Annotated in this window: 20 protein-coding genes; 9 read left to right on the top strand and 11 right to left on the bottom strand. The window is 58.8% G+C overall.

All coding sequences use genetic code 11. The features are described from left to right. Positions 1 to 20: 20 nt before the first annotated feature. The 6 genes from dinG to N438_RS06580 all read right to left on the bottom strand — a co-directional run bounded on the left by dinG (position 21) and on the right by N438_RS06580 (position 7,917). Entirely contained in the window at positions 21 to 2,177 is a 2,157-nt protein-coding gene (gene dinG / locus N438_RS06605) for an ATP-dependent DNA helicase DinG (RefSeq protein WP_008805767.1), read from the bottom strand. A 187-nt stretch (positions 2,178 to 2,364) separates the two neighbouring features. After that, positions 2,365 to 3,720: an ATP-dependent RNA helicase RhlE gene (rhlE, locus tag N438_RS06600; RefSeq protein ID WP_008805766.1), complete on the bottom strand. Its 1,356-nt coding sequence runs from the start codon at positions 3,718 to 3,720 to the stop codon at positions 2,365 to 2,367. Positions 3,721 to 3,935: 215 nt separating this feature from the next. Next, complete coding sequence (locus N438_RS06595; protein WP_012968660.1) at positions 3,936 to 4,928, bottom strand: transketolase family protein; 993 nt, start codon at positions 4,926 to 4,928, stop codon at positions 3,936 to 3,938. After that, positions 4,928 to 5,773, bottom strand: a complete 846-nt coding sequence (locus N438_RS06590; protein WP_012968661.1) for a transketolase — start codon at positions 5,771 to 5,773, stop codon at positions 4,928 to 4,930. The genes N438_RS06595 and N438_RS06590 overlap by 1 nt, the downstream gene beginning before the upstream one ends. 12 nt (positions 5,774 to 5,785) lie before the next feature. Continuing rightward, on the bottom strand, positions 5,786 to 6,535 hold the full coding sequence (locus N438_RS06585; RefSeq protein ID WP_008805763.1) for a glucose 1-dehydrogenase: 750 nt from the start codon (positions 6,533 to 6,535) through the stop codon (positions 5,786 to 5,788). 50 nt (positions 6,536 to 6,585) lie between these two features. After that, positions 6,586 to 7,917 carry an MFS transporter gene (locus N438_RS06580; RefSeq protein ID WP_012542385.1) on the bottom strand — a complete coding sequence of 444 codons (1,332 nt, stop codon included), beginning with the start codon at positions 7,915 to 7,917 and terminating at the stop codon, positions 6,586 to 6,588. A gap of 419 nt (positions 7,918 to 8,336) precedes the next feature. Between N438_RS06580 and N438_RS06575 the strand changes: the two genes are divergently transcribed. The 6 genes from N438_RS06575 to N438_RS06550 all read left to right on the top strand — a co-directional run bounded on the left by N438_RS06575 (position 8,337) and on the right by N438_RS06550 (position 15,079). Continuing rightward, positions 8,337 to 9,260, top strand: a complete 924-nt coding sequence (locus tag N438_RS06575) for a LysR substrate-binding domain-containing protein (protein WP_012968662.1) — start codon at positions 8,337 to 8,339, stop codon at positions 9,258 to 9,260. A 73-nt stretch (positions 9,261 to 9,333) separates the two neighbouring features. Further along, complete coding sequence (gene cecR, locus N438_RS06570; protein ID WP_008805760.1) at positions 9,334 to 9,993, top strand: transcriptional regulator CecR; 660 nt, start codon at positions 9,334 to 9,336, stop codon at positions 9,991 to 9,993. Then, entirely contained in the window at positions 9,993 to 10,988 is a 996-nt protein-coding gene (hlyD, locus tag N438_RS06565) for a secretion protein HlyD (RefSeq protein WP_008805759.1), read from the top strand. The genes cecR and hlyD overlap by 1 nt, the downstream gene beginning before the upstream one ends. Further along, positions 10,981 to 12,720, top strand: coding sequence for an ATP-binding cassette domain-containing protein (locus N438_RS06560; protein ID WP_116696187.1), 1,740 nt, complete (start codon positions 10,981 to 10,983; stop codon positions 12,718 to 12,720). Before hlyD ends, N438_RS06560 begins: the two co-directional genes overlap by 8 nt. Then, a complete protein-coding gene (locus N438_RS06555; RefSeq protein WP_008805757.1) occupies positions 12,710 to 13,843 on the top strand; it encodes an ABC transporter permease in 1,134 nt (377 codons plus the stop codon). The genes N438_RS06560 and N438_RS06555 overlap by 11 nt, the downstream gene beginning before the upstream one ends. Before the next feature lie 129 nt (positions 13,844 to 13,972). Next, the gene (locus tag N438_RS06550) at positions 13,973 to 15,079 is read left to right on the top strand and encodes an ABC transporter permease (RefSeq protein ID WP_012542389.1); all 1,107 of its coding nucleotides are present in this window, start codon (positions 13,973 to 13,975) and stop codon (positions 15,077 to 15,079) included. Here the strand turns inward: N438_RS06550 and N438_RS06545 are convergent. Continuing rightward, on the bottom strand, positions 15,041 to 15,451 hold the full coding sequence (locus N438_RS06545) for a YbhQ family protein (RefSeq protein WP_012542390.1): 411 nt from the start codon (positions 15,449 to 15,451) through the stop codon (positions 15,041 to 15,043). The genes N438_RS06550 and N438_RS06545 overlap by 39 nt on opposite strands. A gap of 131 nt (positions 15,452 to 15,582) precedes the next feature. On the opposite strand from N438_RS06545, the gene N438_RS06540 reads away from it, so the two are divergent. Genes N438_RS06540 through N438_RS06530 form a run of 3 tightly spaced genes read left to right on the top strand, consistent with a single transcriptional unit; the run spans position 15,583 to position 18,547 of the window. After that, a complete protein-coding gene (locus tag N438_RS06540; RefSeq protein ID WP_008805754.1) occupies positions 15,583 to 16,344 on the top strand; it encodes an endonuclease/exonuclease/phosphatase family protein in 762 nt (253 codons plus the stop codon). After that, complete coding sequence (clsB, locus tag N438_RS06535; RefSeq protein ID WP_008805753.1) at positions 16,341 to 17,585, top strand: cardiolipin synthase ClsB; 1,245 nt, start codon at positions 16,341 to 16,343, stop codon at positions 17,583 to 17,585. Before N438_RS06540 ends, clsB begins: the two co-directional genes overlap by 4 nt. Next, the gene (locus N438_RS06530) at positions 17,582 to 18,547 is read left to right on the top strand and encodes a YbhN family protein (RefSeq protein WP_023322254.1); all 966 of its coding nucleotides are present in this window, start codon (positions 17,582 to 17,584) and stop codon (positions 18,545 to 18,547) included. Before clsB ends, N438_RS06530 begins: the two co-directional genes overlap by 4 nt. A gap of 1,221 nt (positions 18,548 to 19,768) precedes the next feature. Here N438_RS06530 and N438_RS06515 read toward each other — a convergent pair. The 4 genes from N438_RS06515 to moaC are packed head-to-tail and all read right to left on the bottom strand — an operon-like array spanning position 19,769 to position 21,702. Further along, entirely contained in the window at positions 19,769 to 20,473 is a 705-nt protein-coding gene (locus N438_RS06515; RefSeq protein WP_032455204.1) for a Bax inhibitor-1/YccA family protein, read from the bottom strand. 45 nt (positions 20,474 to 20,518) lie between these two features. Continuing rightward, a complete protein-coding gene (gene moaE, locus N438_RS06510; protein WP_116696186.1) occupies positions 20,519 to 20,971 on the bottom strand; it encodes a molybdopterin synthase catalytic subunit MoaE in 453 nt (150 codons plus the stop codon). Position 20,972: 1 nt separating this feature from the next. Further along, entirely contained in the window at positions 20,973 to 21,221 is a 249-nt protein-coding gene (gene moaD / locus N438_RS06505) for a molybdopterin synthase sulfur carrier subunit (protein ID WP_008805749.1), read from the bottom strand. Further along, positions 21,214 to 21,702, bottom strand: a complete 489-nt coding sequence (moaC, locus tag N438_RS06500; protein ID WP_012968666.1) for a cyclic pyranopterin monophosphate synthase MoaC — start codon at positions 21,700 to 21,702, stop codon at positions 21,214 to 21,216. The genes moaD and moaC overlap by 8 nt, the downstream gene beginning before the upstream one ends. Between the last annotated feature and the right edge of the window lies 1 nt (position 21,703).

Genomic DNA, 21,703 nt, shown 5'->3' with positions numbered 1-21,703 from the left:
TGGTGCATCACGCGCCGGCGTCAGCGACGTTTGCGGCCTGACTGTTTTGCTGTCTGTTTTGCTTTCCGTTTTACTATAACCTCCGGGACGCCCGGCTGCTCTATGGGAAAAACAGGTAACGCGTTCAGTAGACGCGCGCCATAGTTTTTGGTCAACAGACGCTTATCGTAAATCACCACCTCTCCCCAGCAGTGATGGCTGCGGATCAGACGCCCCACCTGCTGAATAAGATTAAAGGAGGCGCTGGGCAAACTCTGTACCTCGAAAGGGTAACGATTAAGGCTTTTCAGCCATTCGCCTTCGGTGATCACCACCGGGCTGTCGATGGGCGGAAAGGCGATTTTATGGATATGTACCTGGCTTAGCAGATCACCCTTTAAATCCAGCCCTTCGGCAAAGGACTGCAGACCCACCAGCACGCTGCGCTCGCCGCTTTCCACCCGTTTGCGATGCAGCTCCACCAGCCGATAGCGCGGCTGGTCGCCCTGCACCAGCAGCATCAGGCGCAGATCGGTCACATGCTCCAGGAAGCGGTTCATCGCCCGCCCGCTGGCAAACAGCACCAGCATCCCGAGATGTTTCTTGCTCTCTACCTGCTGGCGAAAATAGGCCGCCATCTCGGCAATGTGCTGCTCTTCGTTATCCATCAGCGGTTCATAGCGCATTTGAGGAATAATAATTTTCCCCTGCTCCACGTGGTTGAACGGCGAATCCAGCGCCACGAAGCGGTCACCCGCTTTCTCCTTCAGACCACTCATCTCCTGCAGGCGCGAGAAGCTGTTTAGCGAGCGCAGCGTCGCTGACGTCACGACGATATGCGGTACGCTGCGCCACAGCAGCCGTTCCAGCTGATCGCTGACGCGGATGCCGACACAGTGGAACCAGACATGGATCTGGCCGTCGCGCACCACTCGCGTCGCCCATTTGGTTACCGGCGCGCCTGAGGATTGCGCCAGCGACGCCAGGCGCCATAGCTTGCTTTGGCTTTCAAACATGCCGAGCGCGCGGTTCATCTGCAGCAGCACCCGATGCAGGCGCACCACGTCATGGCTGCCGGTCTTTTCGCTGAGATCGTTAAGAAACAGCTCCGCCAGCCCGCGCAGCATCTCGGTGAGCTTCGCCAGCCGCTGGCAGATCTCCATCACCTCCTGCGGCAGTTCGCCCATCGGGAAGCGATGCTCCGCTTCCTGACCGGCGGGCATGTAGAGATTGAGAATATTATTCAACGACGCAATCAGCTCGAACAGCTCTTCGCAATGGCCGGTGAGCCGCTCCGGATTGGCCAGCGGCGGTGTGGTTTTCGGACGAAACTGCTCCATGCAGGTGGCGACCAGCTTGCAGAACAGATCCAGCTGCAGGCGAAACCAGGGGGCGGTGATCTCAGCGCTCATCTCCAGCGCGTCGCGGGCGACGTCCGGCAGATGATGGCCTTCATCGAGGACCAACAGCAGGTTTTTCGGCTCCGGCAGCACTGCCTCGCTCTCCATCGCCGCCATCACCAGCGCATGGTTGGCCACCACCACTTCCGCCTCCTGAATTTCCCGCCGTGCCACGAAGAACGGGCACTCGCGATAGTAGTGGCAGTTGCGGTTCAGGCAGCTGGCCTTATCGGTGCTCAGCCGGCTCCACAGCGCGTCATCGATGGCTTTATCGGTATGATCGCGCAGGCCGTCCCAGCGGTAGCTGTCGAGGTCCTGCTTCAGGGTCGCACACAGCTTCTGCTCGGCCTGGTTGTTCGGGGTGAGATCGTCATCGAGGAAGGCCAGCAGATCCTGCTGCGACGGCTCGGTGCTGGCCAGCGCCGTCAGGTTACGCGGACAGACGTAGCGCCCACGACCGAAGGCGGCGGTAAAGCGCAGGTCGGGAATAATTTTACGCAGCAGCGGCAGGTCTTTACTGTAGATTTGATCCTGCAGGGCGACGTTGGCGGTGCTGACCACCAGCGTTTTTTGTTCCTCCCGGGCGATGGCGATGCCCGGGATCAGGTATGACAGCGTTTTACCGACGCCGGTCGGCGCTTCGATAGCCAGATGCCTGCCCTCTTCCCCGGCGAGGGTTTTCGCCACATCGGCGATCATCTGCCGCTGCGGGGGGCGGGGAATAAAGTCCGGGATCTGTTCCTGAAGCGCCTTATACCAGGCGGCGATTTGCGCTTTCAGCGCAGCGGTCAAAGCCATGAGAAAACCTGAATACTGTATAAACAGCCACTATTGTGCCATTTTTGCCCGCCTGGAGGTATTGCTTTCTGCTGAGTGTGGAAGCGTGCTCGACAAATAGTGTAATGGAAAGAAAAAGGCCCGCCGCCGCGTAGCGGACAGACGGGCCTGAGCCGGGCCGCGTTATCGCGGCCGGGGCATCAGCGTGTTATTCGCCAGCCGGTTTACGCGGACGACGGCGGCGCGGCGGTTTGCCGTCCTGCGTACGCGCTTTCGGCGCCTCGCCGTCCTGACGGCGCGGGGCGCTGTTCTGGCTGCGCGGCTGTCCGCTGCGTCCCTGACCCTGGCCACCGCGTCCCTGACCTTGCCCACGACCGCCGCCGCGCTGCTGGCGACCGTTCTGGATAGGTTCGGCTTTAATGGACGGATCCGGCTCATAGCCGGCAATCGCGATGCGCGGGATCTCTTTTTTCAGCAGGCGCTCGATATCGCGCAGCAGCTTATGCTCATCCACGCACACCAGCGACAAGGCTTCACCGGTGGCCGCCGCGCGGCCGGTACGGCCGATACGGTGGACGTAATCTTCCGGTACGTTTGGCAGCTCGTAGTTCACCACGTGCGGCAGCTCTTCGATATCCAGACCACGGGCGGCGATATCGGTCGCCACCAGCACGCGAATGCCGCCGGATTTAAAGTCGGCCAGCGCGCGGGTACGCGCTCCCTGGCTCTTGTTGCCATGGATCGCCGCGCTGCGGATGCCGTCTTTATTAAGCTGCTCCGCGAGGTGGTTGGCGCCATGCTTGGTGCGGGTAAACACCAGCACCTGCTGCCAGTTGCCTTCGCCGATCAGCTGCGACAACAGTTCGCGCTTGCGGTTCTTATCAACGAAATGGACGTGCTGGGTGATCTGCTCGGACGCGGTGTTGCGACGCGCCACTTCCACTTCCAGCGGGTTGTGCAGCAGTTTCTCGGCCAGGCCCTTGATCTCGTCGGAGAAGGTCGCCGAGAACAGCAGGTTCTGTCGACGCGCCGGCAGTTTAGCCAGTACGCGACGGATGTCATGGATAAAGCCCATATCCAGCATGCGGTCCGCTTCGTCCAGCACAAGGATTTCCACGCTATCAAGGCTGACCGCGTTCTGATGTTCGAGGTCCAGCAGACGGCCCGGGGTGGCAACGAGGATGTCGACGCCACCGCGCAGCTTCATCATCTGCGGGTTGATGCTCACGCCGCCGAATACCACCAGCGAGCGAATATTCAGGTACTTGCTGTAATCGCGGACGTTCTCGCCCACCTGCGCCGCCAGCTCACGGGTCGGGGTCAGGATCAGCGCGCGCACCGGGCGGCGACCCTTTGCGTGCGGCTCTTTGTCAATCAGGCGCTGCAGCAGCGGCAGGGTAAAGCCCGCCGTCTTACCGGTACCGGTCTGGGCGCTGGCCATCAGGTCGCGCCCCTGCATTACTGCCGGGATCGCCTGCTGTTGGATAGGGGTCGGCTCAACGTAGCCCTGCTCAGCGACAGCGCGCAGGATATCGGGATTCAGGCCAAGGGAATCAAAAGACATAACAACTCCGAACCGCCCCGGCCCGGTGAAGGGCGTAGTTTTCAGGGAGATTATTGCGATAAGAGATGGCAAAAACCACAATGCCATGAAGGGGCGCAGTCTAGCAGATTTTGTGACAGGCCGCATAAAATCTGCAAAAGAATACCGCGCCTGGCTGGCGGGCATGAGAAGGCCGCTGAGCGCGCTCAGCGGCCTGGTGCGTCATGGCAAAGCGATTAACGCAGACGATACTTAAGTTTTTCAACGATCTTCGCGGTGGAGATGCCATAACGATCGTGAAGGGTCGGCAGCGCGCCGGCTAACAGGAACGCGTCGGGCAGCCCCACAGTATCCAGCTCACAGCGCACACCCTTACGCATCAACAGCGCGGCCACCGCCTCCCCCAGGCCGCCGACCGCGGTGTGGTTTTCCGCAGTCACCACCAGACGACCTGGCTTCGACGCCTGTTCAATAATCGCTTTTTCATCCAGCGGTTTGATGGTCGGCACGTGCAGGACTGCCACGCTGATGTTATCGGCCCGCAGCTTTTCAACCGCCTCCAGCGCGCGCATGGTCATCAGCCCGGAGGAGATGATCAGCACATCGTTGCCGTCCTCCAGCAGCTTTGCTTTACCCAGTTCGAACTGATAGTCGTATTTATCCAGCACCAGCGGCACCTTACCGCGCAGCAGGCGCATATACACCGGCCCCTGGTGATCGGCAATGGCCGGCACCGCCTGCTCTATCTCCAGCGCATCGCAAGGATCGACGATGACCATGCCGGGGATACCGCGCATAATCGCCAGATCTTCAGTGGCCTGATGGCTGGGGCCATAACCGGTCGTCAGGCCCGGCAGCGCCGCGCAGATCTTCACGTTCAGATGCTCTTCAGCGATGACCTGATGAATAAAATCATAGGCGCGACGGGTTGCAAAGGCGGCATAGGTGGTGGCGAAAGGAATAAATCCCTCCTTCGCCATTCCCCCCGCCGCCGCCATCAGCAGCTGCTCGGCCATGCCCATCTGGAAGAAACGATCCGGGAAGGCCTGGGCGAAAATATGCAGATCGGTATATTTTGACAGGTCCGCGGTCATGCCGACGATTTCCGGACGCTGCGCCGCCAGTTTTGACAGCGCGACGCCGAAGGGCGCAGAGATGGTCGCCTGGCCCTCATCGGCAATCGAGGCGATCATCGCCGACGTTTTTAAACGGGGTTGACTCTGTCTCATTACAGCACTCCTTCTGGTTTGTTAGCGTCCAGCACCGCAATCGCTTTTTGCCATTCGTCGGCATCGACGCGAATAAAATGGTTTTTATCGCGGGTTTCGAGGAACGACACCCCTTTGCCCATCAGCGTGTCGCATAAAATGACCCGCGGCTGGTTGCCGGAATAACTTTTCGCGTTGTCAAAGGCGGCCATCACCGCCGGCAGATCGTTACCGTCCACGCGCTGTACGTACCAGCCGAAGGCGGCCCATTTATCCTGCAGCGGCTCAAAGCCGAGGATTTTGCGTGAATCGCCGTCGGCCTGCTGTTTGTTGACGTCGACAAGGTTAATCAGGTTGCTCAGGCCATAGTGAGCCGCCGACATCGCCGCTTCCCAGGTCGAACCTTCGTCCAGCTCCCCATCGGACATGGAGTTGTAGACCCAGGCCGTGCTCTGTTTCTGCCGCAGCCCAAGCGCCATGCCGACGGCAATGGACAGCCCCTGTCCCAGCGAACCGCCGGACATCTCCATGCCTGGGGTGTAGGTCGCCATGCCGGACATCGGCAGGCGGCTGTCGTCGGAGCCGTAAGTTTCCAGCTCGGCTTCCGGGATAATGCCCGCCTCCAGCAGCGCGGCATAATAAGCGATAGCGTAATGGCCATGAGAGAGCAGGAAGCGATCGCGCCCCTCCCACTCGGGATCTTCCGGACGATAGGTCATGGCGTGGCTGAAGGCGGTGGCCAGCACATCGGCATAGCCCAGCGCCTGGCCGATATAGCCCTGCCCCTGCACTTCCCCCATTTGCAGGGCGTAACGGCGAATACGCCACGCCGCCGCGGCGACTTTTTGTGATTCGGTCATCTTCATCTGTTGCCTCGCTTAGTGAATTAACATGCCGCCGTTAACGTCCAGGGTGATACCGGTGGAGTAGGAAGAGAGGTCGCTGCCGAGGAACAGCGCAGCGCGCGCGATGTCTACCGCATCGCCGAGGCGGTTCATCGGGATCCCGGCAAGAATGTTGGCCGTCATGTCGTCGGTCAGCTTGCCGGCGGTAATGTCGGTCTGAATCAGCCCCGGGGTGATGCAGTTAACGCGGACGTTATCCGGGCCAAGCTCGCGCGCCATCGCCCGCGCCAGGCCCAGCACCCCGGCTTTTGCCGCGCTGTAGTGCGGGCCGCCGAAGATACCGCCGCCGCGCTGGGCGGAAACGGACGAGATGCAGACAATGCTGCCGGATTTTTGCGCCCGCATGGTGGGAATAACCGCCTGCGACATCAGCAGCGTACCGCGCAGGCTGACATCAAGTACCGCGTCATAGTTGGCGCGCTTGATCTCCATCAGCTTCAGCGGCTGGGTAATCCCGGCGTTATTCACCAGCACATCAACCCGGCCATATTTCGCCAGAATTTGTTCGATGGCCGCCTGTACCTGCACTTCGTCGGCGACGTTCGCCGCCAGGCCGAGATGGCCTTCGCCTAATGCCGCCGCCGCGGTTTTGCTGGCTTCACCATTGAGGTCGATAATGACCACTTTCGCGCCGTTGTCGGCGAATAATTTCGCGGTGGCAAAGCCCAAGCCGCGTGCTGAGGCCGCGCCAGTAATAATGGCGACTTTATCTTTTAATAACATAGTTTCACTCCATGACATTACGTCATATTAATTAACAGGATATATTTCCGTTATTGTGGTTCATCGAGGAAAAGAATCACCACCAAACCAATGGCGGCGCAGATACCAAAATAGGTAAATACAGAATTAAAACTCCCGGTTTTATCAAGTAAGAAACCGGCTGCCATCGGCGCGACAAATCCACCGAGGTTGCCGCCGCTATTAATTATGGAAGAGGCGATTGGATAGGTTTTGCTGTCCGAAACGGCCATACCGTAGGCGGTAAAAGCCGGCCAGCCGATATTCAAACAAAAACCGACAAAAAATAATCCAATACAGACCGCCAGGGTGCTTGCCGGGATATTCAGCATAATTAACATCATGACCACCGTTGACACGGCAGTAAACATCATGGTGGGTTTACGTCGGCGGCCCAGGACTTTATCTGAAATCCACCCGCCGCCAATCGCGCCAATAAAGCCGCCGATGCACGGCATACTGGCCACGAAACCCATACTCATTACATCAAAGCCACGCTCTTTGACTAAGTACAGCGGGATCCAGGTTAATAATCCGTACAGCACGCTAACCATCATAAAATACGCCAGGCAGTCACCGAGAATATTTTTTGAGGTGAATAAGCCTTTCGCCGTATCAATTGGCGCCATCTTCTTTACCCGAATGATTTTATCCAGCCAGGTGAATCGATCGGCAATTAATATATTTTCGCGTACGCTATTATTATGACTTTCACGCCCGGCATTAATCTCTGCCAGTTCACTTTGTGAAACAAATCCGCTTTCTGATGGCTTTGACTTCACCAATAGATACCAGGCTATCGCTGCCACAATCCCGGGTATCGCGAAGGAGAAAAAGACCCACCGCCAGCCCCAGGTCACCGCAATCCACACCGCCAGCGGCGGGACAATAATCGGCGCAAACATGGTCGCCGCGATGTAAACGCCGGTTGCCGTGGCTTTCTCTTTTGGTGGAAACCAGTTATTTATGGTGGAAGCCAGCCCCACCGGGCAAGGCCCTTCGCTTAGCCCCAGTCCCAGACGCACCAGCTTCAGGCCAAACACGGAGCTCACCGTGCCCATCAGCCAGGTAAAGGCGGAGAAGCCGAAAATGGACAGCGAAACCAGCCCCCGGGTACCGCGTTTGGCGATGAAAAAACCGGCCGGGATCTGGCTTACCGCATAGCCGAGGAAAAACATACTGGCGATGGCCCCGGCTTCAAAATTATTGATATGAAACTCATCAATGATAAACGGCAGAACCGCGCCAATATTGGTTCTGTCGGCGTAATTGATGGCATACACCAGGAAAATCATCGTCAAAACCACGAAACGATATTTCGTTTTCCTGGCGTCAGTACAGACTAGTGTATCTATACGTGACATAGGGTTTCCTCATCTTATACCTCATCCACTTCGCTGCCCGTTGCCGCTTCGGATCACCGCGTTTTCACTTTCCATACAGCAGCAAAAGATAAATATCTTTTCGCTCAGCTAAATAGGTGGTTAGGTGTTTTATAATGGCGATCTCAACGCATCGCCGTTTGTGATCAAGCCTGTGAGAGGAATATAACAACCCCAAAATGAAACGGTATTCAAAAAACCTCAATTATGATTGAGAAAAATTGAGTTAGTGACTTCCCGCAAATTTTTAGTCTTTACTGACACGCGCGCTTTTAACGAGATAAATTGTTAAGCCCATCACAAATTAAAATCATTTTTTTCCTTTTCCCTATGCTGGCTATCACGACTGCGCCACGCTATTCGCTATTTTCTTTTAGAAACGCCCTGCCCAGGATGCTGCCATGATTCAACCGCTGCCCAATAAAAATTTGCCGATGCCCTCTTTACGCAATATCCAGGCCTTTATTGAAGTCGCCGCTACCGGCAGCCTCAACCTGGCCGCAGAGAATCTCAATATTACCGCCTCGGCGGTCAGCCATCAGATAGCCAGCCTGGAGCACTTTCTGGGGAAAAAACTGTTCTCCCGCAGCAGTAAAGGCGTCATGTTAACGGCGGTGGGAGAAAAATATCTCAAAGAGGTCTCCGGGGCGCTGAATAAGATTGGCCAGGCCACCAGCCAGGTGATCAATGATATCCATCAGGATTATTTACGTATTCACTCGGCGCCGAGCTTCGGCCTGCTGTGGTTGATGCCTCGCCTGGATAAATTTCGCCAGGCGTGGCCGGAGTTAAAAATCAGCCTGACCTGTTCCTACGAAAGCATCCAGTTCTCCCGGGATAATATTGATATCGATATTCGTCACGGGCTATCACAGTGGCCAACGCTGTTGGTCAGAACCATTAAAAATGAGTGCGTCTTGCCCTACAGCGCAGCGTCTTATTTAGCCAGCCATCCTGTGCATGCGGTGGAAGATCTGCTGGCCTGCGATCTGATCCACTCCGACAGCACCTTAATTAACTGGAGCAGTTGGCTGTCGTGGCACAAGGTCCGCGGCTGGCATAAAAACTTCATTTTTAATTTCGACCGGTCGTACATGAGCATCGAGGCGGCCAGAATGGGGATGGGCGTGATCCTCGAAAGCAATCTGCTGGCCGGCGGGCACGTGCGTCAGGGGCAGCTGACGCCGGTATTTGACGACGAGCGGAGTATGCCGGTCGGCGCGCACCACTTCGTTCTTCCCCATGCCAATGAACAGAAGGAGAAGGTCCAGCGTTTCTTCGCCTGGGTCGCCGGGGAGCTGAAGGAGGAAGGGTTCCATATTTGATCCCGGCTGGTGGACAAACCGCCGATCGAGGCCTAAAGTTAATCAATCGATTGATTAACTTTTACCGAGCGCGATGACCAGTAAAGGCGAACAGGCAAAAAATCAGCTTATCGCGGCCGCTATCGCCCAGTTTGGCGAGTATGGTCAGCATGCCACCACCCGCGATATCGCCGCCCAGGCCGGGCAGAATATCGCCGCTATCACCTATTATTTTGGCTCGAAAGACGACTTATATCTCGCCTGTGCCCAATGGATCGCCGATTTTATCGGCGACAATTTTCGCCCACAGGCCGAAGCGGCGGAGGCCCTGCTCGCCGGGAAGTCGCCGGATCGCCAGGCAATACGCGCCCTCATTCTCAACGCCTGCCACAACATGATCCTGCTGCTGACCCAGGATGATACGGTCAACTTAAGCAAATTCATTTCCCGTGAGCAGCTGGCGCCGACCGCCGCCTACCATCTGATCCACCAGCAGGTGATCGCCCCCCTGCACCACTATCTCACCCGGCTGATTGCCGCCTGGACAGGCCGCGATGCCGGTGATACGCAAATGATCCTCCACACCCACGCCCTGCTGGGCGAGGTGCTGGCTTTCCGTCTTGGGCGTGAAACCATCCTGCTACGCACCGGCTGGACGCAGTTTGACGCGCAAAAGACCGAACAGATTTTCGAGGTCATTACCTGTCATATCGATTTCATTCTGCATGGGTTATCGCAAAGGAGTTTGGGCTGATGAAAAAACCCGTCGTCGTCATTCTGCTGATCGTGATTCTTCTCGCCGCGCTGGGCGGCGGCTGGTGGTGGTACCAGAGCAGCCGGCAGCAGCCGCTGACCCTGTATGGCAATGTCGATATCCGCACCGTCAACATGAGCTTCCGCGTCGGCGGCAGACTGGCTTCGCTGACCGTCGACGAAGGCGACAGCATCCGCGCCGGGCAAACTCTCGGCGAGCTTGATCGCGCGCCGTATGAAAATGCCCTGCTGCAGGCCCAGGCCAACGTCTCCACCGCCCAGGCGCAGTATGACCTGATGATGGCCGGCTACCGCGCGGAAGAGATTGCCCAGGCCGCGGCGGCGGTGAAACAGGCGCAGGCCGCTTACGACTATGCGCAAAACTTTTATCAGCGCCAGCTCGGGCTGCGCGCCAGCAGCGCGATTTCCGCCAACGATCTGGAGAACGCCCGCTCCTCACGCGACCAGGCGCAGGCAACGCTCAAATCGGCGCAGGATAAACTGCGTCAGTATCGCGCCGGTAACCGCCCGCAGGAGATTGCCCAGGCCAAAGCCAGTCTGGAACAGGCGCAGGCGGCGCTGGCCCAGGCCAAACTGGACCTGCACGATACCGTGCTCACCGCCCCTTCCGACGGTACGCTGATGACCCGCGCCGTCGAGCCCGGCACCATGCTCAACGCCGGCGGCACCGTACTGACGCTGTCGTTAACCCATCCGGTATGGGTCCGCGCCTATGTTGACGAAAAAAACCTTGGTCAGGCGCAGCCGGGACGTGAAGTGCTGCTGTATACCGACAGCCGGCCGGATAAGCCCTATCACGGCAAAATCGGCTTTGTCTCGCCAAGCGCTGAATTCACGCCGAAGACCGTTGAAACGCCGGATCTGCGTACCGACCTCGTTTATCGTCTGCGTATTGTGGTGAACGATGCCGACGGCGCCCTGCGCCAGGGGATGCCGGTGACCGTCTCCTTTAACCACGGGAACGGACATGAGTGAGGCCATCATTGCCTTAAACGGTCTGAGCCGCCGTTTTCCCGGAATGGACAGGCCAGCGGTGGCGCCGCTCACCTGCACGATCCACGCCGGCTACGTCACCGGGCTGGTGGGGCCCGACGGCGCGGGGAAAACCACCCTGATGCGAATGCTGGCCGGTTTGCTCAAGCCTGATGAGGGCCGCGCCAGCGTGATCGGCTTCGACCCGCTAAAAGACGACAGCGCCCTGCACGCGGTGCTCGGCTATATGCCGCAGAAGTTCGGCCTGTATGAAGATCTGACGGTGATGGAAAACCTGACCCTGTACGCCGACCTGCGCAGCGTCACCGGCGAGGCGCGGAAGAAAATTTTCGACCGTCTGCTGGAGTTCACCTCCCTTGGCCCGTTCACCGAACGGCTGGCAGGCAAGCTTTCCGGCGGCATGAAGCAAAAGCTGGGGCTCGCCTGTACCCTGGTGGGCGACCCGAAAGTACTGCTGCTGGATGAGCCCGGCGTCGGCGTCGACCCTATCTCGCGCCGCGAGCTGTGGCAGATGGTGCACGAGCTGGCCGGCGACGGCATGCTGATCCTGTGGAGCACCTCCTATCTCGATGAAGCGGAACAATGCCGCGACGTGCTGCTGATGAACGAAGGCAAACTGCTCTACCAGGGTGAGCCGACGGAGCTGACGCAAACCATGGCCGGGCGCAGTTTCCTCGTCTCCAGCCCACAGGAAAACAACCGCCGTCTGCTGCAGCGGGCGCTGAAACTGCCGCAGGTCAGCGATGGCGTGATCCAGGGCAAATCGGTGCGCCTGATCCTGAAAAAGGACGCCCGCATTGAGGAAGTCCAGCAGCATGGCGACATGCCGCCGCTGCAGGTGGCCGACACCGCACCGCGCTTTGAAGATGCGTTTATCGATCTGCTCGGCGGAGCGGGAACCGCCGAATCGCCGTTGGGAGCGATTATCCATCGTGTTGACGGCAGCAAAGACGAAACGGTCATTGAAGCCCAGTCGTTAACGAAAAAGTTTGGTGATTTCGCCGCTACCGACCACGTCGATTTCCAGGTTAAGCGCGGTGAAATTTTCGGCCTGCTCGGCCCCAACGGCGCCGGGAAATCCACCACCTTCAAAATGATGTGCGGCCTGCTGGTGCCCACCTCCGGCAAAGCGCTGGTGCTGGGGATGGATCTTAAGGTCAGCTCTGGCAAGGCGCGCCAGCATCTGGGCTATATGGCGCAAAAATTTTCGCTGTACGGCAACCTCAGCGTCGAGCAGAACCTGCGCTTTTTCTCCGGCGTCTATGGCCTGCGCGGCCGGGCGCAAAATGAAAAAATCGCCCGAATGAGCGATGCCTTTGGCCTGAAAAGTATCGCCCGTCACGCCGCCGACGAGCTGCCGCTCGGCTACAAGCAGCGGCTGGCGCTGGCCTGCTCGCTGATGCATGAGCCCGATATTCTGTTTCTCGATGAACCGACCTCCGGCGTCGACCCCCTCACCCGCCGCGAGTTCTGGCTGCATATCAACAGCATGGTCGATAAAGGGGTGACGGTGATGGTGACCACCCACTTTATGGATGAGGCGGAATACTGCGACCGTATCGGGCTGGTTTACCACGGTAAACTTATCGCCAGCGGCACCCCGGACGCGCTGAAGGCCCAGGCGGCGGATGACAGCCAGACGGACCCGACCATGGAGCAGGCGTTCATTACCCTGATTAACCGCTGGGATAAGGAGAATAGCCATGAGCAATAGCATTCTCTCCTGGCGGCGGGTCCGCGCCCTGTGCGTGAAAGAGACCCGGCAGATCGTCCGCGATCCCAGCAGCTGGCTGATCGCGGTGGTGATCCCGCTACTCCTGCTGTTTATCTTCGGCTATGGCATTAACCTCGACTCCAGCAAACTGCGGGTCGGCGTATTACTGGAGCAACAGAGCGAAGAGGCGCTGGATTTCGTCCATACCATGACCGGCTCGCCCTATATCGACGCCACGGTCAGCGATAATCGCCAGCAACTGATTCAAATGATGCAGGCCGGGCGCATCCGCGCCATGGTGGTCATTCCGGTGGACTTCGACCGCCAGATGGCCCGCGCCGGCGCCGACGCACCGCTGCAGCTCATCACCGACGGCAGCGAGCCCAATACCGCCAACTTCGCTCAGGGCTACGTGGAAGGTATCTGGCAGATCTGGCAGCAGCAGCGGGCGGAAGACCGCGGCGAAACCTTTGAACCGCTGATCGACGTGCAGATGCGCTACTGGTTTAACCCGGCGGCTATTAGCCAGCACTTTATTATCCCCGGCGCAATTACCATCATCATGACCGTGGTCGGCGCGATCCTGACCTCGCTGGTGGTGGCGCGCGAATGGGAGCGCGGCACCATGGAGGCGCTGCTGTCGACGGAGATCACCCGCGCCGAACTGCTGCTGTGCAAGCTCATTCCCTACTATTTCCTCGGCATGCTGGCGATGTTGCTCTGTATGCTGGTGTCGGTATTTATTCTCGGCGTGCCCTATCGCGGCTCGCTGCCGATCCTGTTTGTCATCACCAGTCTGTTTTTGCTCAGCACCCTGGGGATGGGGCTGCTGATCTCAACCATTACCCGCAACCAGTTTAACGCCGCGCAGGTGGCGCTGAATGCCGCGTTTTTACCGTCGATTATGCTGTCCGGGTTTATTTTCCAGATAGACAGTATGCCGGCGGTGATCCGCGCGGTGACCTACGTGATCCCGGCGCGCTATTTCGTCAACACCCTGCAAAGCCTGTTTCTGGCGGGCAATATTCCGGTGGTGCTGCTGGTGAATGTGCTGTTTTTGATTGCGTCGGCGGTGATGTTTATCGGCCTGACGTGGTTAAAAACCAAGCGGCGTCTGGATTAGGTTTTGCCCGGTGGCGCTGCGCTGACCGGGCCTACGGTTTAACCAACATCGATTATACGGTTCGCCGATCCCCCAGGCCGGGCAAACGCAGTGCCGCCCGGCGTGGTTGAATGGGCCAAAGGAGCAATTATGTTTCACCGTTTATGGACATTGATCCGCAAAGAGCTGCAGTCGCTGCTGCGCGAGCCGCAAACGCGGGCAATTTTAATCATGCCGGTGCTGATTCAGGTATTGTTGTTTCCCTTTGCCGCGACGCTGGAGGTGACCAACGCCACCATCGCCATCTACAACGAAGACAGCGGCCGCCACGCGGTGGAACTCACTCAGCGCTTCGCCCGCGCCAAAGCCTTTACCCACGTCCTGTTGCTGAAAAGCCCGCAGGCGATCCAGCCGACCATCGATGAACAAAAAGCCCTGCTGGTGGTACGCTTCCCGGCGGATTTCTCGCGTAATCTCGACAACTATCAAACCGCCCCGCTGCAGCTCCTGCTCGACGGGCGCAACTCCAACAGCGCGCAAATCGCCGCCAACTACCTGCAGCAGATCGTAAAAAACTATCAGCAGGAGCTGCTGGAGGGGAAAGCGAAGCCGAACAACAGCGAACTGGTGGTGCGCAACTGGTACAACCCGAATCTCGACTATAAGTGGTTCGTGGTGCCGTCGCTTATCGCCATGATCACCACCATCGGAGTGATGATCGTGACGTCGTTGTCGGTGGCCCGTGAGCGCGAACAGGGTACCCTCGATCAGCTGCTGGTCTCGCCCCTCGCCACCTGGCAAATCTTCGTTGGCAAAGCAGTGCCGGCGCTGATCGTCGCCACCCTGCAGGCGACTATCGTGCTGGCGATTGGTATCTGGGCCTATCAGATCCCGTTTGCCGGCTCGCTGCTGCTGTTCTATTTCACGATGGTGATTTATGGCTTATCGCTGGTGGGCTTCGGTTTATTGATTTCATCGCTGTGCGCCACCCAGCAGCAGGCGTTTATCGGCGTGTTCGTCTTTATGATGCCGGCGATCCTGCTTTCGGGCTACGTTTCACCGGTGGAAAATATGCCGCAGTGGCTGCAGGATCTGACCTGGATAAACCCGATCCGCCATTTTACCGATATCACCAAGCAAATTTATCTGAAGGATGCGAGTCTGAAGATTGTGTGGGGAAGTTTGTGGCCGCTACTGGTCATAGCGGCCACCACCGGCTCAGCGGCGTATGCGATGTTCCGAAGAAAGATTGCGTAGTTTTTTATCTTTCGCCAGCAGCGAGACCACCGCCGGGCCTGCCAGTATCACCAGCCCGGCGAGGGCCAGCAGCAGGTTGTTGTGCAGCACGCGCGACAGCAGCCACAGCGCTATCATGGCCGCGCCAAAGTACCAGGTGGTGGTGAGCTCCTCAAGGAAGTCTCCCACATCGCGCCAGCGCGCCTCGTGGTGACGCTGCAAAAACAGCATCGCCAGCAGCGTGACGCTATAGAGGACGCACAGCCCCAATCCGACGCGCACCAGCGCGCCGCTCATCCATCCCATCACCAGCACTGCCACGACCAGTAGATGCAACATAATCTGCCAGCAACTAAGACCTGTTGCGACGCGTACACGTTGTTGCCACTTCATGGCTTCTCTCCTGAAGGATTTTTCTCTGCTACTCAGAGTACCGCACTTTACGGAAAATTCCGTAACACCGCATCTTTTTGTGACGTCTACTACACTATTTTATTCAGGAAAGTGACATTTACTGGAGAATTATGGCTGAGCCAACGTCGGGATTTTCGTTGAACGTGCTGACAATTAACACCCATAAAGGCTTTACGGCGTTTAATCGGCGTTTTATTTTGCCCGAGTTGCGCGACGCCGTGCGCAGCGTCAGCGCGGATATTGTTTGCCTGCAGGAAGTGATGGGCGCTCACGAGGTTCACCCGCTGCACATCGAGAACTGGCCAGATACCACCCATTATGAATTTCTCGCCGACACCATGTGGAGCGATTACGCCTACGGGCGCAACGCAGTCTATCCGGAAGGCCACCACGGCAATGCCGTACTGTCGCGCTTTCCCATTGAATACTATGAAAATCGGGATATTTCAGTCGGCAACGGCGAGAAACGCGGTCTGCTTTACTGCCGCATCGTGCCGCCAGAGAGCGGCGTGACGATCCATGTGATCTGCGTTCACCTGGGTTTACGCGCCGACCAACGGCAGGCGCAGTTGACCATGCTGGCAGAATGGGTCAATACCCTCCCCGCCGGTGAGCCGGTGGTGGTGGCCGGGGATTTTAACGACTGGCGTCAGCAGGCGAATCAGCCGTTAAAAGCGCAAGCCGGGCTGGAAGAGATCTTTACCCGCGCCCGCGGACGGCCGGCGCGTACGTTTCCGGTCAGTTTTCCGCTGCTGCGCCTCGATCGTATTTATGTCAAAAACGCCCACGCCAGCCACCCGAAGGCGCTGGCCCTCAAACAATGGCGGCATCTGTCCGATCATGCGCCCCTTAGCGTGGAGATACACTTGTGAAATGTCGTTGGCAGGAAGGCAACCGCATTACGCTACTGGAGAACGGCGACCAGTACTATCCGGCGCTGTTTGCGGCTATTGGTCGCGCCAGCCGGCGGGTGATCCTCGAATCCTTTATCTGGTTTGAAGATGAGGTGGGCTGGCGGCTGCACGCGGTGCTGCTGAAAGCCGCCCGCCGCGGTATTCAGGTGGAGGTGCTGCTTGACGGCTACGGCTCGCCGGATCTCAGCGATGAGTTTGTCGGCGAACTGACCGCCGCCGGGGTGATTTTTCGCTACTACGATCCGCGCCCTAAGCTGATGGGGATGCGCACCAACCTGTTCCGTCGGATGCACCGTAAAATCGTGGTGATTGACGACACCACCGCCTTTGTCGGCGGCATCAACTACTCCGCCGAGCATATGAGCGACTACGGCCCGGAGGCGAAACAGGATTATGCGGTGCAGGTCGAGGGGCCGGTGGTGCTTGATATTCTCCAGTTCGAGCTGGAGAACCTGCCCAACAGCGAAACCGCCCGCCGCTGGTGGCGCCGCCGTCGCCACCAGCCAGAGATCAACCAGACTCCCGGCGAGGCGCAGGCGCTGTTCATCTGGCGCGATAACCAGGATCATCGCGACGATATCGAACGCCACTACCTGAAGATGCTCACCAGCGCCCGCCGGGAGGTGATCATTGCCAACGCCTATTTCTTTCCCGGCTACCGCCTGCTGCATGCGATGCGCAACGCTGCGCGGCGCGGCGTGCGGGTCAAGCTGATCGTCCAGGGCGAGCCGGATATTCCGATTGTGAAGTTTGGCGCCCACCTGCTCTATCACTATCTCGTTAAGGGCGGGGTGCAGATCTACGAATATCGCCGCCGTCCGCTGCATGGCAAGGTCGCCCTGGCGGATGACCACTGGGCCACCGTCGGGTCGAGCAACCTGGATCCATTGAGCCTGTCGCTGAATCTGGAAGCCAATCTGATTATCCACGACCGGGTGTTTAACCAGACGCTGCGCGATAACCTTAACGGGCTTATCGCCAGGGATTGCCAGCGGATCGATAAAACGATGCTGCCGAAACGCAACTGGTGGCGGCTGGGCGTCAGCGTGATGGCCTTCCACTTTCTGCGCCACTTCCCGGCGTGGGTCGGCTGGCTACCAGCCCATACGCCGCGGCTGGCCAGGGTCAGCCCGCCGGTGCAGCCGGAGATTGAAACCCAGGATCGTGTCGACTCACAAACCAGGGATAATCCGCTATGAGCAAATCGCATCCCCGCTGGCGGATGGCGAAAAGAGTACTTACCGTGCTCTTTTTTATCGCGGTGATCGTCCTGCTGGTGATTTACGCGCAAAAAGTCGACTGGCAGGACGTGTGGAAGGTGATCCGCGGCTACGATCGGCTGGCCTTGTTTAGCGCCATTGCGCTGGTCATCGTCAGCTATCTGATCTACGGCTGCTACGATCTGCTTGGCCGGGCCTATTGTGGGCATAAGCTGGCGAAACGCCAGGTGATGCTGGTGTCGTTTATCTGCTATGCCTTTAACCTGACGCTCAGCACCTGGGTCGGCGGGATCGGCATGCGCTACCGGCTGTACTCGCGGCTGGGGCTCAACGGCGGCACCATCACCCGTATTTTTTCATTAAGCATTACCACCAACTGGCTGGGCTATATCCTGCTCGGTGGGGTGATATTTACGGCGGATCTGGTGAAGCTGCCGCCGCACTGGTACATCAGCCAGACCACTCTGCGCATTATCGGCGGGGTGATGCTGATCCTTACGCTTTGCTATCTGTTCGGTTGCGCGTTTGCCAAACGCCGTCACCTGACGATTAAAGGCCAGCGGCTGGTGCTGCCCTCCTGGCGCTTCGCGTTGCTGCAGATGGGGATTTCGGCGGCGAACTGGATGGCGATGGGGGCGATAATCTGGCTGCTGTTGGGCAGCGAAATTAACTATTTCCTGGTATTAGGGGTGCTGCTGGTGAGCAGTATCGCCGGGGTGATCGTTCATATTCCGGCCGGTATCGGCGTGCTGGAGGCGGTGTTTATCGCCATGCTCTCCGGAGAGGAGATTTCGAAGGGCGCGATTATCGCCGCCCTGCTCGCCTGGCGCGCGCTCTATTATTTCCTGCCGCTGCTGCTGGCGACGGTGGCTTATCTGCTGCTGGAGAGTCGGGCGAAAAAGCTGCGGCAAAAGAACCAGCGTAAGCTGGCCCGCGAATGACACGGCCAGGTCGCGCTGCGCTTGCCGGGCCTGCGGGGTGTGAGCCTGTGAGAGGATCCTGTAGTCCGGGTAAGGCGCCAGCCGCCACCCGGCAATACCAGGGGTACCGTGCCTGATATCTTGCCCGGCGGCGCTGCGCTTGGCAGGTCTAAACGCCAGCCGGACGGTTCCCTCTCCCTCCGGGAGAGGGACAGGGTGAGGGGAAGCACTGCGGTGTGGTTGTTTATATTATTTGTGGCTTCAGCGTAGTTTGCGCTCCCGGTTAGTCTTCTGCGTTATGTCATTCATGGCGCAGGGAGCGCATAGGGGGCGGCCAGCAAAATCGCCACTTCGTGGTGCCTTCGACTTATCCCTGCAGGCTTCGGGTCGGGCCGAGGCAGCGTCCCTGCAAAACTCGGCCCTCAGCCCGCATCCATGCGGGCTGCCCCGGCCTTCCGGGAACGTCTCAGCGATTTTGAGGCCGTCAGCACCGGCAGTTTCAGCAAGAAAGGTGAATAAATTAACGACAGGTCGCACGCACCGTAGGCCGGATAAGGCGCCAGCCGCCACCCGGCAACATCACGGGTACCGTGCCTGAAATCTCGCCCGGCGGCGCTGCGGCTTGCACGGGCCTACGGGGTGTGAGCCTGTGAGAGGCTCCTGTAGGCCGGGTCAGGCGCCAGCCGCCACCCGGCAATACCAGGGGTACCGTGCCTGATATCTTGCCCGGCGGCGCTGCGCTTGGCAGGTCTAAACGCCAGCCGGACGGTTCCCTCTCCCTCCGGGAGAGGGACAGGGTGAGGGGAAGCACTGCGGTGTGGTTGTTTATATTATTTGTGGCTTCAGCGTAGTTTGCGCTCCCGGTTAGTCTTCTGCGTTATGTCATTCATGGCGCAGGGAGCGCATAGGGGGCGGCCAGCAAAATCGCCACTTCGTGGTGCCTTCGACTTATCCCTGCAGGCTTCGGGTCGGGCCGAGGCAGCGTCCCTGCAAAACTCGGCCCTCAGCCCGCATCCATGCGGGCTGCCCCGGCCTTCCGGGAACGTCTCAGCGATTTTGAGGCCGTCAGCACCGGCAGTTTCAGCAAGAAAGGTGAATAAATTAACGACAGGTCGCACGCACCGTAGGCCGGGTAAGGCGTAGCCGCCACCCGGCAAAATCACGGGTACCGTGCCTGATATATCGCCCGGCGGCGCTGCGCTTGCCGGGCGTTAGGAGATGCAACCCTCTGATATTAAGAGGTTAGCGGCGATTGCCCATAATACGCAGCAGCATCAGGAACAGGTTGATAAAGTCCAGGTACAGCGTTAAGGCCCCGAGGATCGAGTATTTACGCAGCGTGGCGCTGTCGCGGGTGTCAATCTGCTCGCCGATGTTTTTCAGCTTCTGGGTGTCATACGCCGTCAGGCCGACAAACAGCACCACCCCAATGTAGGTCACCGCCCACATCAGCGCCTCGCTCTTCAGCCACAAGTTGACCAGTGATGCCAGCACGATGCCAATCAGCCCCATAAACAGCATGCTGCCGAAGCCGCTCAGATCGCGCTTCGTGGTGTAACCATACAAGCTCATCGCCCCGAACATCCCGCCGGTGACCACAAAGGTGCTGGCGATCGATGAGTAGGTATAGGCGATAAAAATGCTCGACAGCGTCAGCCCGGTCAGCGCCGAGTAGAGCATAAACAGCGTGGTGGCCATCCCGGCGCTCAGTCGCTGCACCATTCCCGACAGCACAAACACCAGCGCCAGCTGGGCAATAATCAGCCCAAAGAAAGTGATTTTGCTCGAAAAGACGAACATCATCACCGCCGGGGTATTCGCCGCAAACCACGCGATAAACGCCGTCAGCAGCAGGCCAACCGTCATCCAGCCGTATACCTGCGCCATGTAAGTCTGCAGGCCGCTACGGCCCTGCACGATTGAATCGGAACGCGGATATCTGTCCATGACTCTCTCCTGATTAACAAAGTTTCACCCTGTAAGCGTATCACACTACCAGCGCTCTGCCGCCTGACGATCGCTGTCGCGGGCGTCGACCCAGCGTTCGCCTTCCGGCGTCGTCTCACGCTTCCAGAACGGCGCGCGGGTTTTCAGGTAGTCCATAATAAACTCGCCGGCGGCGAAGGCGCTGCCGCGGTGGGCGCTGGTGACGCCGACAAACACAATCTCTTCCCCCGGCCACATTTCGCCGATGCGGTGGATAACCGTCACCCGGCCCAGCGGCCAGCGCTCGCGCGCCAGGTTGACAATTTCCGCCAGTGATTTCTCGGTCATCCCCGGATAGTGCTCGAGGGTCAGCGCTTTTACGCTGTCGCCAAGATTGTGATTGCGCACTTTACCGGTGAAGGTAACCACCGCACCGTCTTCATCGCGCTCGGCCAGCCACGGATACTCATCGCCGACGCTAAAGCGTGCCGGGCTAACCACGATACGAGTTTGCGTCATCTTAGCCTCCGGTCACTGGCGGGAAGAACGCCACTTCGTCGCCGCTGGCGACCGGATGGTCAAACGCGGTCAGCGTCTGGTTGACTGCCGCCAGCAGCTTGCCCTCTTCCAGGGCCAGCGCCCAGCGGTCGCCGCGCGCGGCAAGCTGCTGGCGCACGGCCTCGACGGTTGCCAGGTCGCTGGCGTCGAGTGTCAGGGCATCGGTGCCGACCAGTTCGCGCACCTGGGCGAAAAACAGAACCTTAATCATGGCGTTCGTCCACCTTAAAATCGCCGGACTTGCCGCCGCTTTTCGCCAGCAGGCGCACCGGGCCAATGACCATATCTTTTTGCACCGCCTTGCACATGTCGTAGATGGTCAGCGCGGCAACGGAGGCGGCGGTCAATGCTTCCATCTCAACGCCGGTTTTACCGGTCAGACGGCAAAGTGACTCAATGCGCACCCGGTTATGCTCCGGCTGCGCCTGCAGATTGACTTCCACTTTGCTCAGCATCAGCGGATGACACAGCGGGATCAGCTCCCAGGTACGTTTTGCCGCCTGGATCCCGGCGATACGCGCGGTGGCGAACACATCGCCTTTGTGGTGGCTGCCGTCGATAATCATCGCCAGCGTCGCCGCCTGCATTTCGACGTAAGCCTCGGCGCGCGCTTCGCGCACCGTTTCCGCTTTGCCGGAGACATCCACCATATGGGCTTCGCCCGCGGCGTTAATATGGGTCAGTTGTGACATA

The sequence above is a fragment of the Klebsiella sp. GL120222-02 genome (genome assembly GCF_003097195.1).
Lineage (GTDB): Bacteria > Pseudomonadota > Gammaproteobacteria > Enterobacterales > Enterobacteriaceae > Klebsiella > Klebsiella variicola.
This window is presented reverse-complemented; position numbering and strand designations above follow the sequence as displayed.

Coding starts and splice junctions, on each gene's coding strand:
- N438_RS06595 (WP_012968660.1), bottom strand. CDS start 4,928: ATGAGACAGAGTCAACCCCGTTTAAAAACGTCGGCGATGATCGCCTCG.
- N438_RS06550 (WP_012542389.1), top strand. CDS start 13,973: ATGTTTCACCGTTTATGGACATTGATCCGCAAAGAGCTGCAGTCGCTG.
- N438_RS06530 (WP_023322254.1), top strand. CDS start 17,582: ATGAGCAAATCGCATCCCCGCTGGCGGATGGCGAAAAGAGTACTTACC.
- N438_RS06575 (WP_012968662.1), top strand. CDS start 8,337: ATGATTCAACCGCTGCCCAATAAAAATTTGCCGATGCCCTCTTTACGC.
- N438_RS06545 (WP_012542390.1), bottom strand. CDS start 15,451: ATGAAGTGGCAACAACGTGTACGCGTCGCAACAGGTCTTAGTTGCTGG.
- N438_RS06590 (WP_012968661.1), bottom strand. CDS start 5,773: ATGAAGATGACCGAATCACAAAAAGTCGCCGCGGCGGCGTGGCGTATT.
- dinG (WP_008805767.1), bottom strand. CDS start 2,177: ATGGCTTTGACCGCTGCGCTGAAAGCGCAAATCGCCGCCTGGTATAAG.
- moaE (WP_116696186.1), bottom strand. CDS start 20,971: ATGACGCAAACTCGTATCGTGGTTAGCCCGGCACGCTTTAGCGTCGGC.
- rhlE (WP_008805766.1), bottom strand. CDS start 3,720: ATGTCTTTTGATTCCCTTGGCCTGAATCCCGATATCCTGCGCGCTGTC.
- cecR (WP_008805760.1), top strand. CDS start 9,334: ATGACCAGTAAAGGCGAACAGGCAAAAAATCAGCTTATCGCGGCCGCT.
- N438_RS06555 (WP_008805757.1), top strand. CDS start 12,710: ATGAGCAATAGCATTCTCTCCTGGCGGCGGGTCCGCGCCCTGTGCGTG.
- hlyD (WP_008805759.1), top strand. CDS start 9,993: ATGAAAAAACCCGTCGTCGTCATTCTGCTGATCGTGATTCTTCTCGCC.
- moaD (WP_008805749.1), bottom strand. CDS start 21,221: ATGATTAAGGTTCTGTTTTTCGCCCAGGTGCGCGAACTGGTCGGCACC.
- N438_RS06585 (WP_008805763.1), bottom strand. CDS start 6,535: ATGTTATTAAAAGATAAAGTCGCCATTATTACTGGCGCGGCCTCAGCA.
- moaC (WP_012968666.1), bottom strand. CDS start 21,702: ATGTCACAACTGACCCATATTAACGCCGCGGGCGAAGCCCATATGGTG.
- N438_RS06580 (WP_012542385.1), bottom strand. CDS start 7,917: ATGTCACGTATAGATACACTAGTCTGTACTGACGCCAGGAAAACGAAA.
- N438_RS06540 (WP_008805754.1), top strand. CDS start 15,583: ATGGCTGAGCCAACGTCGGGATTTTCGTTGAACGTGCTGACAATTAAC.
- N438_RS06515 (WP_032455204.1), bottom strand. CDS start 20,473: ATGGACAGATATCCGCGTTCCGATTCAATCGTGCAGGGCCGTAGCGGC.
- N438_RS06560 (WP_116696187.1), top strand. CDS start 10,981: ATGAGTGAGGCCATCATTGCCTTAAACGGTCTGAGCCGCCGTTTTCCC.